This window comes from Pseudomonas sp. RW409 (assembly GCF_003184125.1).
Lineage (GTDB): Bacteria > Pseudomonadota > Gammaproteobacteria > Pseudomonadales > Pseudomonadaceae > Aquipseudomonas > Aquipseudomonas chlororaphis_I.
On record NZ_QHHP01000004.1, the window covers coordinates 598,646 to 608,320 of the forward strand.

Consider the following 9,675-nt stretch of genomic DNA (forward strand, 5'->3'; position numbering starts at 1 on the left):
ATTTTTGCCCGGTGTTCATGAGGTGGCGAGGCGCGGCTGCTGCGGCTGGTCGTCGGTCGTCGCTGGGGCCTGCTGCGCGCTGAGGGCATGCACCTCGGCCATCAGTTCGGGATGACGATCGAGCAGGCGCATCAGCATGAACAGCGGCTGGGGTGGGGCGACCTCGCCGCGCTCGTAGCGGGAGAAGGCGTTATGCCCACCGCCGGAGAGCAGCCTCACCGCATCCTTCTGCGAAAGGTGCAGCTTGCGGCGGATGCGCTTCATCTCGCTGGCCATGAACTGCCGGCCGTCCTCCAGCAACTGGTCGCCGGCGCTGGCGTAGCGTTCGGCGCTGGCCGGGTCGAATTCGATTTCGCCGCAGGCCTGGCATTCCCAGCCATCCAGGCCGTCGACCTGCCGCAGCAGGTGCTTGTAATCGATCAGCTCGCTGCGATTGTTGAACGGCTGCATGCCGGCCGGGGCACCGCAGCTGACGCATTGTCTTTGTTTCATGGGTGTTTCTCCTTGAAGGAGATCACAGGGGGACCGCCGCCGGGGCGGTAAGTGACTTTGATGTACAGCTCCACGGAATCGATGTGGGTGTAATACACGTCCTGCCAGATTCGATGATCGAGATAGCTGGTCATCGACCTGTAGAGCATTTTCCCCTGCAGCCCGGCAATCACCTGCTGCATGTCCCGGCAGGTCAGGCCGAGGTGCCGGCCGCTGACCAGGGCGGTGCGGGTAAAGGCGACTGCCCCTAGCCGGGCGACATCCGCCTTGATCACCGACAGGTCGTAATGAGGTGTGTGCTTTTCCATAAGACACCTGGAGTCGAGATGAAATTACCCTTAAAGGGTTTTTTTAGCAATCGGATTTCCTTTCCGCTTGCTACCTGCGTGCATCGGCTTTGTTGTTCACCCACGCGAAGCTGACTAATATGCCAAAAAAATTCATCCGATGATTGGATGAAAAGGCGACTGCATATGACAGAAATTTCTCCTTTGATTAAACGCTCCCTGGTCGATCAGGCCCTGGAACAGCTGCGCCAGCGCATCAATGACGGTGCATGGAGCATCGGCCAGCGCCTGCCGACCGAGCCGGAGCTGGCGGCGGAACTGGGCATCAGTCGTAACACTGTGCGCGAGGCCATGCGGGTCCTGGCGTTTTCCGGCCTGGTGGAGATTCGCCAGGGCGACGGCAGTTACCTGCGCGCGGTGGTCGATCCGCTGGACACCCTCAAGGCCCTGTCCCAGTGCTCCCTGGAGCAGGCGCGCGAAACCCGGCAGATCATCGAGACGGAGGCCATCGGCCTGGCGGCCTTGCGACGTACCGACCAGGATCTGCTGGAATTGCGCGAAGCCCTGGCCCTCAGCGGCGATCACTATCACGGCGATCTGGAGAGCTACATCGCCTGCGACCTGGTGTTTCACGGGCGCCTGGTGGACGCCGCGCATAACCCCACCCTCAGCGAGCTGTACCGCTATTTCTCCAGCGTGGTCGGCGCGCAACTGCGCCAGACGCTGAACATCCATCCCCGGCGCCAGGCCGTGTTCGATCTGCACATCGCGCTGCTGGACGCCGTCGAGCAGCGCGACCCGGAGCGGGCCAAGGCCATTTCCCGGCAGCTGATCAATGAACCTTGAGACCGAGAGCACCATGTCCAGCCACCAGGCCAATAACCCGCCACCTATTGCTGTCCCTCGACGCGAGGCCGAGCTCGAAGAGCTGCTGATCGACGCCGAGGCCGACGATGCCGAGGTCCAGCAGAGCCACCCGGCGCCGCGTCGCCCGTGGCTGTTGCTGCTGGGGCTGATCCTGGTGGCGCTGAACCTGCGCCCGGCGCTGTCGAGCATGGCGCCGCTGCTCAGCGAGGTGTCGCGTAGCCTCGGGCTGTCGGCGGCCCAGGCCGGCCTGCTGACTACCTTGCCGGTGCTGTGCCTGGGCCTGTTCGCCCCGCTGGCCCCGGTGCTGGCGCGGCGCTTTGGTGCCGAGCGGGTGGTGCTCGGCATTCTGCTGACGCTGGCGTGCGGGATTATCCTGCGCAGCTCCCTGGGGGACGTCGGGCTGTTCGCCGGCAGCATCCTCGGTGGCGCCAGCATCGGTGTGATCGGGGTGTTGCTGCCGGGGATCGTCAAGCGCGACTTCGCCAAACACGCCGGCACCATGACCGGGGTCTACACCATGGCCCTGTGCCTGGGCGCGGCGATGGCCGCGGGGGCGACCGTGCCCTTGAGCCAGCACTTTGATAACAGCTGGGCGCTGGGCCTCGGCTTCTGGGCATTGCCGGCGCTGGCGGCGGCGCTGTTCTGGCTGCCCCAGGTCGGCAAGCGGCAAGGCGCGCACCATGTGGCCTATCGGGTGCGCGGTTTGCTGCGCGATCCGCTGGCCTGGCAAGTGACGCTGTACATGGGCCTGCAATCCTCGCTGGCCTACATCGTGTTTGGCTGGCTGCCGTCGATCCTGATCGGCCGTGGCCTGAGCCCGACCCAGGCGGGGCTGGTGCTGTCCGGCTCGGTGATCGTCCAGCTCGCCAGTTCGCTGGCCGCGCCCTGGCTGGCGACGCGGGGCAAGGACCAGCGCCTGGCGATCGTGGTGGTGATGCTGCTCACCCTCGGCGGCCTGTTCGGCTGCCTGTATGCCCCTATCGACGGCCTGTGGGGCTGGGCGATCCTGCTGGGCGTGGGGCAGGGCGGGACCTTCAGCCTGGCGCTGACCCTGATCGTCCTGCGTTCGAAGGACGCCCATGTGGCGGCCAACCTGTCGAGCATGGCCCAGGGCATCGGCTACACCCTGGCCTCCATGGGCCCGTTCGCGGTCGGCCTGGTGCATGACTGGACCGGTGGCTGGACCGCCCTGGGCTGGATTTTCGCGGTGATCGGCCTGGGGGCCATAGTGGCTGGCCTGGGCGCCGGGCGTGCGCTCTACGTGCAGGTCGAAAGCGAAAAAATCTGATCCGTCCCACTGTCGGTATTTGCGCGGCGAATGCCGATAGTGTTTCCCGGGTTTGCAGACTATCGTGCAGGCATCTTTCCCTGAGTCGGAGCCTGTTTCATGAGTGACGCCCACCGCGCCTTGATCACTGAGTTCTATAGCGCCTTCCAGCGCCTGGATGCCGAGGCCATGGCCGCCTGCTACACCGAGGATGTGCTGTTCAGTGATCCGGCGTTCGGCGAACTGCGCGGCCGCGATGCCGGGGACATGTGGCGCATGCTCACCACCCGGGCCAAGGACTTCTCCCTGACCTTCGACAAGGTGCGCGCCGATGAGCGCAGCGGCGAAGCCCACTGGGTGGCGACCTACCTGTTCAGCCAGACCGGCAATACCGTGGTCAACGATATCCAGGCGCGTTTCGTGTTCCGTGACGGCAAGATCTGCGAGCACCACGATCATTTCAATATGTGGCGCTGGGCCCGCCAGGCCCTGGGCACCAAGGGCCTGATCCTCGGCTGGACCCCGCTGCTGAAAAACGCCGTGCGCGCCCAGGCCCGCAAAGGCCTGAAAGCCTTCCAGGCCGGCCGCTGAATCGTTGCCTCTGGTAAGATCGCGGCTTGTTATCCACATGCCGCGATCACCGTGACCCGCCCCAGCCAATCCCCCGCCAACGACGCAGAATCTGTACCCGTGGTGAGCAAACCCTGGTTTGTCTACCTGGTGCGTGCCGCCAACGGCGCCTTGTACTGCGGCATCAGCGACGACCCGGTCAAGCGTTTCGCCAAGCACCAGAGCGGCAAGGGCGCACGCTTCTTCCTCTCCAGCCCCGCCGTCGCGCTGGTCTACACCGAAGCCTGCCGCGACAAGAGCGAAGCCCTGCGCCAGGAACGGCTGATCAAGAAACTCCGGAAAAGCGCCAAGGAATGCCTGGTGGCCAGTTGGGATCTGGCTACCTGATCCTGTCAGAGTCGGGGGGGCTCAACCCTGAAGCCAGCGCAGCAGGGCTTTCAGATTGTTTAGAACCGGGTTGTTACTTTGTAGTGCTTGGCTCCAATCTATGGTGATCGCCGCCAGGGCCACTTGAAGAAGAGCCAGGCCGCCGACTATCCAAGAGTAGAAACGATTGAACTTCAGGTTTTCAAATTGCACCTGATCGTTGCTGAGCGACTTTCGTTGCGCGATGCGTTTTTTCAGTAACTCGACTTTCTCAGTCAGGCTTTGCAGTTCATTTTCTGCTTCGGTTCGGAAAGCCCGATAATAGTACTGTTCGGCGAGTCGAGTTATAGCCTCTATTTTTTCCTCGATGCGCCCAATTTCTATACTTGCTTGTAGTAAAGAACCTAGACTTTCTGAAGTGTTATGGGTAATGGTTGAAAGGACAGGATTTACTGCATCTCGACACTGAGCGTATTTGTGTTCAATCTCCCTTGTGAGTGAAAGATACAGGTGGGAGCTTAAGTGGTCTGTTAGGTTGTAAGTGTCATCTATGTTGTCGACCAAAAAAGCGTTTATTTTTAATTTGTTGGACCAGAGATCATAGATGTAACTGGCGTCGCTTGTGGTGTCTTTGTAGTAACTGCAGCCAACTCCTGATGAGCTGATCAGGGCATAGTGATCTTGCTCGTTGGTAATGTCGTAGGAGTCAATGTAGTGAACATCTATTCCACTCTTGAGTTGGCCCGTGGTGATCTTGGTTCGTGCGCCTGTCTTGATGCCCAGGGGAGTGAGTAGTTTCTCGACGATTTGATGGGCGTCATCTACGAGAACACCGATCCCTTCGATCAAATGCTCATGTATATAGTCTATTGAGCGACTAATACGAAAGTTTTTTGAAAAGGGATTTATTGTTCTGAATTGGAAGTACTCTACTCGGTCGAGAATGTCTACTTTACATAGTCTTTTTTTAGATTCGGGCGTGAAGGAGAAATCGAAAGATAAATAATTGACGCTGTTAGTCAGCTGGATGAGCGTTATAGTACAGTCCCTGAACGCATCAGGTCTTACCGATATTCGGTCTGCATGAAAGCGATAGGTGTCGTTGAATGGAATATAGGTGGAGTATTTGATTGGGAAGTCTGGCGCTTCAGTATGGGGAGTTGAAGTCTCAGGATCGTTTTTATCATGCAGGAATTCTTTTTTTTGAATCCATTCGATAAGGGATGTCAACTCGGTAGGCGTGATGGGGCAGATGACATTTATTGAACTCCACCGGCCATTTCCATCAAGAATACCAGCGCTTTGGTAAGAGACCGTATCTGGAACTTGAAAAAACAGGTTGCCCAAATATGGACTGAAGTGATTTCTGAATGTGCGGGTGAAAAGCCTCGGAAACTTATTAACGCAGAAAAAGAGAAAACGGGTGTAGTACACCAGTACGGGTTTCATGTTCTTAATGGCCAAAGGCTGGATTCCCTATCATGCTCAGGCGGCTGGTCTGGTGAGGCGCGGTGCCCGATCAGTGTCGGTGATGGATGGTGATCAGACAGGTTATATAGGCTGTCCGGTCTTTGCACGCTAAGCTGGCTCTTCCTACTTATCCAGTGGAACCCCAGCATGTCAGAGTTGATTCTGCATCATTACCCGACCTCGCCTTTCGCGGAAAAAGCCCGGCTGTTGCTCGGCTTCAAGGGCTTGTCCTGGCGCTCGGTGAAGATCTCACCGGTGATGCCCAAACCCGATCTCACCGCGCTCACCGGTGGTTACCGCAAGACCCCGGTGCTGCAGGTCGGCGCCGACATTTATTGCGACACGGCGCTGATCGCCCGGCGGCTGGAGCAGGAAAAGGCCTCGCCGGCACTGTTTCCTGAAGGCCGGGAAATGGTCAGCGCGACCTTCGCGGCCTGGGCCGATTCGGTGGTGTTCCAGCATACGGTGAGCCTGGTGTTCCAGCCGGAGTCGGCGGCCGTGCGTTTCGGCCATTTGCCGCCGGAAGCGGTCAAGGCCTTCATGGCCGACCGCGCCGGGCTGTTCAGCGGCGGCAGTTCCATCCGAGTGCCGCTGGAGTTGGCCAAGCATCAATGGCCGACGCTGATGGCGCGCCTGGAGCAGCAGTTGCAGCGCGAGGAGGGCGACTTCCTGTTCGGCGATCCGTCGATTGCCGACTTCGCCATGGCCCATCCCCTGTGGTTCCTCAAGGGGACGCCGGTGACCGCACCGCTGGTGGACGCCTATCCGGCGGTGGCGGCATGGCTGGCCCGGGTACTGGGTTTCGGTCATGGCGCTTCGAGTGCAATGACCTCCGAGGAGGCGCTGGAAGCGGCGCGCAGGGCTACCCCGGCAGCCTTGCCGGATGAAGTCTTCATCGATCCGAACGGTTTCCACGCCGGCCAGCGGGTGCGGATTGCGGCGACCGACTATGGCGTCGATCCGGTGGAGGGGGCGTTGCTGTTTGCCGGGCGCGAGGAGTTGATCCTGCGTCGCGAAGACCCGCGCGGCGGGTTGGTGCATGTGCACTTCCCGCGTTTCGGGTTCCGCATCGAGGCGCTGTAAGGCTGAGAATTTATCGCGGGCCAGCTCGCTGTAGAAGTGAGCTGGCCCGTGATGAAGGTTTTAGCGCTGCAACGCCGCCATGATCTGGTCCGGGTCGTAGGTGCGGATCAGCGTGCCGTTCACATCGAGGATCGGAATTCCTCGTCCACCCAGGGCTTCATAGGCCTTGCGCGCCTCGGCATCCTTCTCGATATCGAACTCGCGAAAGGCAATGCCCTTCTGATCGAGAAAGCGCCGGGTGGCCTTGCAGTAGCCGCACCAGTCGGTGGCGTAGAGCACCACCCGGGCATTGGCCCGGACCTGCTCCGAGGCAACCTGCGAAGGGTTGAACAGGCGCTCGAGCTTGCCCCAATTCTGGTACGCCACGACCACCAGCAGGATCAGCAGGAACTTCTTCAGCACGCCCTGCAGCATCAGTTGCGGCGCTTGAGCTGATCGGTCAGTTGGGTCGGCAGGCCCTTGATGATCAGGGTCCCGGCTTCTTCGTCATACTCGATCTTCGAGCCCAGCAAGTGCGCCTCGAAGCTGATGGACAAGCCTTCGGCGCGGCCGGTGAAGCGGCGGAACTGGTTGAGGGTGCGCTTGTCCGCCGGGATCTCCGGCGACAGGCCGTAGTCCTTGTTGCGGATGTGATCGTAGAACGCCTTGGGGCGGTCCTCGTCGATCAGCTCCGAGAGCTCTTCCAGGCCCACGGGTTCGCCGAGCTTGGCCTGGCTGCTGGCGTAGTCCACCAGGGCCTTGGTCTTTTCCCGGGCGGATTCTTCCGGCAGGTCTTCGCTTTCGACGAAGTCGCTGAACGCCTTGAGCAGGGTGCGGGTCTCGCCCGGGCCGTCGACGCCTTCCTGGCAGCCGATGAAGTCGCGGAAGTACTCCGAGACTTTCTTGCCGTTCTTGCCCTTGATGAACGAGATGTACTGTTTCGACTGCTTGTTGTTCTGCCACTCGGAGACGTTGATCCGCGCGGCCAGGTGCAACTGGCCCAGGTCCAGGTGGCGAGACGGGGTCACGTCCAGCTCGTCGGTCACCGCCACGCCTTCGCTGTGGTGCAGCAGGGCGATGGCCAGGTAGTCGGTCATGCCTTGCTGGTAGTGGGCGAACAGCACGTGGCCGCCGACCGACAGGTTGGATTCTTCCATCAGCTTTTGCAGGTGCTCGACCGCGACGCGGCTGAAGGCGGTGAAGTCCTGGCCGCCATCGAGGTATTCCTTCAGCCAGCCGCTGAAGGGAAACGCGCCGGACTCCGGGTGGAACAGGCCCCAGGCTTTGCCCTGTTTGGCGTTATAGCTTTCGTTGAGATCGGCGAGCATGTTCTCGATGGCCGCGGATTCAGCCAGTTCGGAATCGCGGGCGTGCAGAACTGCGGGTGTGCCGTCGGGTTTTTTGTCGATCAGGTGGACGATGCAATGGCGGATCGGCATGGGCTTCTCGGCTGGTTGGCGGGAGAGGGCGTAGCTCCCCGAAAAAGTGCCCAGTGTACCGCACCCGCTGGTTTTGGCGCTGTTTGAAGGGTGTGGAAGGCGGCTTGGGTCAAGCTTATGCATTTTTTTACGGATTTAGAGCAATAAAGCTGACCAAATGGCTAGGTAGAGGCGGATATTTCCCCGTCTCTGTGCTAGTTTTGCCCCGTCTTACGCGATGTCTCGGCGTTAAGCGTGCATTCAGCATTTGTCAGGTCGAACCAAACCCTGATTTCGGTATCTATAACCCCGATCTTTCGTGGTTGTGACCGGGGTGCCAGATCCACAAGATCTGGCTCGATGGCTGACACTGCACTCTGCAATCCAAATGAATTTGATAGGGAAGGAACACCACAATGGCTATTACTAAAGACCAACTGATCGCTGATATCGCTGAAGCTATCGACGCGCCGAAAACCACCGCGCGTAACGCTCTGGACCAACTGGCCCAGATCGTTGCTGATCAATTGGAAAATGGCGGCGAAATCACTCTGCCAGGTATCGGCAAACTGAAAGTGACCGAGCGTCCTGCCCGTACTGGCCGTAACCCATCGACTGGCGCTGCCATCGAAATCGCTGCCAAGAAAGTTATCAAGCTGGTTGTGGCTAAAGGCCTGACCGACTCGATCAACAAGTAAGACTGCAGTAAGACCGTGCCTCGGAACACTTCCGGGCACGGTTTTCAGGCTTTAAGGCCGCAACGATTTACGCAAGGTAAATCGCCGTTTTCCCCCTCGTACTATCCCTTCCGAACCCAACGCTCCTGGCGCCAGGCCTGTTGCTGTGCCTTGTCCTTGAAGGTCCAGGCGACGAAGCGGCTCTGTTTCTGACCCTGTGACATCTCCACCACCTGGCTCTCCAGCGCCCCGGCCTTTTTCAGCGCGGCCTGAATCGCTGGCAGGTTCGAGGCTTTCGACACCAGGGTGCTGAACCACAACACCTGTTGCGCCACCTGGGCGCTTTCGCCGATCAACTGGGTCACGAAGCGCGCTTCGCCACCTTCGCACCACAATTCCGCGGCCTGGCCGCCAAAGTTCAGCACCGGAAGCTTGCGCTTGGGATCGGCCTTGCCCAGGGCTCGCCATTTGCGTTGGCTGCCGCGCGTGGCTTCCTCCAGGGAGGCATGGAACGGCGGATTGCACAGGGTCAGGTCGAAGCGTTCGTCGCTTTCCAGCAGCCCCAGCAGGATCTGCTTGCGGTTGGCTTGCTGGCGCAGGCCGATGGCCTTGTTCAGGCCGTTGGCCTGGACGATTGCCTTGGCGGCGGCGAGGGCGGTGGTGTCGATGTCGGAACCGAGGAACTGCCAGCGGTAATCGGCGTGGCCGATCAGCGGGTAGATGCAGTTGGCACCGACCCCGATGTCCAGCACCCGCACCGCCGCGCCGCGGGGAATTACGCCTTCGTTATGCGCGGCCAGCAGGTCGGCGAGAAAGTGCACGTAATCGGCGCGACCGGGTACCGGAGGGCAGAGGAAGTCGGCCGGAATGTCCCAATGGGCGATGCCGTAGAACGCCTTGAGCAATGCCCGGTTGAACACCCGCACCGCCGCCGGGTTGGCGAAGTCGATGCTCTCCTTGCCGTAGGGATTGATGATCACGAAAGCCCCCAGCTCCGGAGTGCTCTTGATCAGCTGTGGAAAGTCATAGCGGCCTTGATGGCGATTGCGCGGGTGCAGGCTGGCCTTTTCCCGTGGCGCGACGGCCTTGGCCGGGGCAGGAGGTTGAGGCTTTTTGCGCGGAGCTTTGGGAGGGCGGGGGGCGGTCATGGGCGAAATCGGTTCGGGTATGGCTCAAAGTGGCGCGCATTGTCCCATATC

At 60.4% G+C, this 9,675-nt stretch carries 12 protein-coding genes; 6 read left to right on the forward strand and 6 right to left on the reverse strand.

The window, feature by feature from the left end:
• Positions 1 to 15: 15 nt before the first annotated feature.
• Both DK261_RS05340 and DK261_RS05345 read right to left on the reverse strand, forming a co-directional pair.
• Positions 16 to 492: a type II toxin-antitoxin system MqsA family antitoxin gene (locus DK261_RS05340; protein WP_009047108.1), complete on the reverse strand. Its 477-nt coding sequence runs from the start codon at positions 490 to 492 to the stop codon at positions 16 to 18.
• A complete protein-coding gene (locus DK261_RS05345; protein WP_038630657.1) occupies positions 489 to 800 on the reverse strand; it encodes a type II toxin-antitoxin system MqsR family toxin in 312 nt (103 codons plus the stop codon). Before DK261_RS05345 ends, DK261_RS05340 begins: the two co-directional genes overlap by 4 nt.
• Before the next feature lie 165 nt (positions 801 to 965).
• On the opposite strand from DK261_RS05345, the gene DK261_RS05350 reads away from it, so the two are divergent.
• The 4 genes from DK261_RS05350 to DK261_RS05365 all read left to right on the forward strand — a co-directional run bounded on the left by DK261_RS05350 (position 966) and on the right by DK261_RS05365 (position 3,870).
• Complete coding sequence (locus DK261_RS05350) at positions 966 to 1,625, forward strand: FadR/GntR family transcriptional regulator (protein ID WP_110175359.1); 660 nt, start codon at positions 966 to 968, stop codon at positions 1,623 to 1,625.
• Positions 1,615 to 2,934: a CynX/NimT family MFS transporter gene (locus tag DK261_RS05355; protein WP_028681716.1), complete on the forward strand. Its 1,320-nt coding sequence runs from the start codon at positions 1,615 to 1,617 to the stop codon at positions 2,932 to 2,934. Before DK261_RS05350 ends, DK261_RS05355 begins: the two co-directional genes overlap by 11 nt.
• 99 nt (positions 2,935 to 3,033) lie before the next feature.
• Positions 3,034 to 3,504: a nuclear transport factor 2 family protein gene (locus tag DK261_RS05360; protein WP_009047112.1), complete on the forward strand. Its 471-nt coding sequence runs from the start codon at positions 3,034 to 3,036 to the stop codon at positions 3,502 to 3,504.
• Between the two features lie 51 nt (positions 3,505 to 3,555).
• Positions 3,556 to 3,870, forward strand: coding sequence for a GIY-YIG nuclease family protein (locus DK261_RS05365; RefSeq protein WP_009047113.1), 315 nt, complete (start codon positions 3,556 to 3,558; stop codon positions 3,868 to 3,870).
• A gap of 21 nt (positions 3,871 to 3,891) precedes the next feature.
• Here DK261_RS05365 and DK261_RS05370 read toward each other — a convergent pair whose 3' ends face one another.
• Positions 3,892 to 5,313, reverse strand: a complete 1,422-nt coding sequence (locus tag DK261_RS05370) for a hypothetical protein (RefSeq protein ID WP_110175360.1) — start codon at positions 5,311 to 5,313, stop codon at positions 3,892 to 3,894.
• A gap of 153 nt (positions 5,314 to 5,466) precedes the next feature.
• Here DK261_RS05370 and DK261_RS05375 point away from each other — a divergent pair, with 153 nt between their 5' ends.
• Positions 5,467 to 6,402 (forward strand): glutathione S-transferase family protein, encoded by a 936-nt coding sequence (locus DK261_RS05375; protein WP_110175361.1) that lies wholly within the window; start codon positions 5,467 to 5,469, stop codon positions 6,400 to 6,402.
• A 60-nt stretch (positions 6,403 to 6,462) separates the two neighbouring features.
• On the opposite strand, the gene DK261_RS05380 is transcribed toward DK261_RS05375, so the two are convergent.
• Both DK261_RS05380 and yejK read right to left on the reverse strand, forming a co-directional pair.
• Positions 6,463 to 6,816 carry a glutaredoxin family protein gene (locus DK261_RS05380; RefSeq protein ID WP_038630659.1) on the reverse strand — a complete coding sequence of 118 codons (354 nt, stop codon included), beginning with the start codon at positions 6,814 to 6,816 and terminating at the stop codon, positions 6,463 to 6,465.
• Positions 6,816 to 7,820, reverse strand: a complete 1,005-nt coding sequence (gene yejK, locus DK261_RS05385; protein ID WP_007932136.1) for a nucleoid-associated protein YejK — start codon at positions 7,818 to 7,820, stop codon at positions 6,816 to 6,818. The genes DK261_RS05380 and yejK overlap by 1 nt, the downstream gene beginning before the upstream one ends.
• A gap of 395 nt (positions 7,821 to 8,215) precedes the next feature.
• Between yejK and DK261_RS05390 the strand changes: the two genes are divergently transcribed.
• Positions 8,216 to 8,497: an HU family DNA-binding protein gene (locus DK261_RS05390; protein WP_007932138.1), complete on the forward strand. Its 282-nt coding sequence runs from the start codon at positions 8,216 to 8,218 to the stop codon at positions 8,495 to 8,497.
• A gap of 101 nt (positions 8,498 to 8,598) precedes the next feature.
• On the opposite strand, the gene rlmF is transcribed toward DK261_RS05390, so the two are convergent.
• Complete coding sequence (rlmF, locus tag DK261_RS05395) at positions 8,599 to 9,624, reverse strand: 23S rRNA (adenine(1618)-N(6))-methyltransferase RlmF (protein WP_110175362.1); 1,026 nt, start codon at positions 9,622 to 9,624, stop codon at positions 8,599 to 8,601.
• Positions 9,625 to 9,675: the final 51 nt, after the last annotated feature.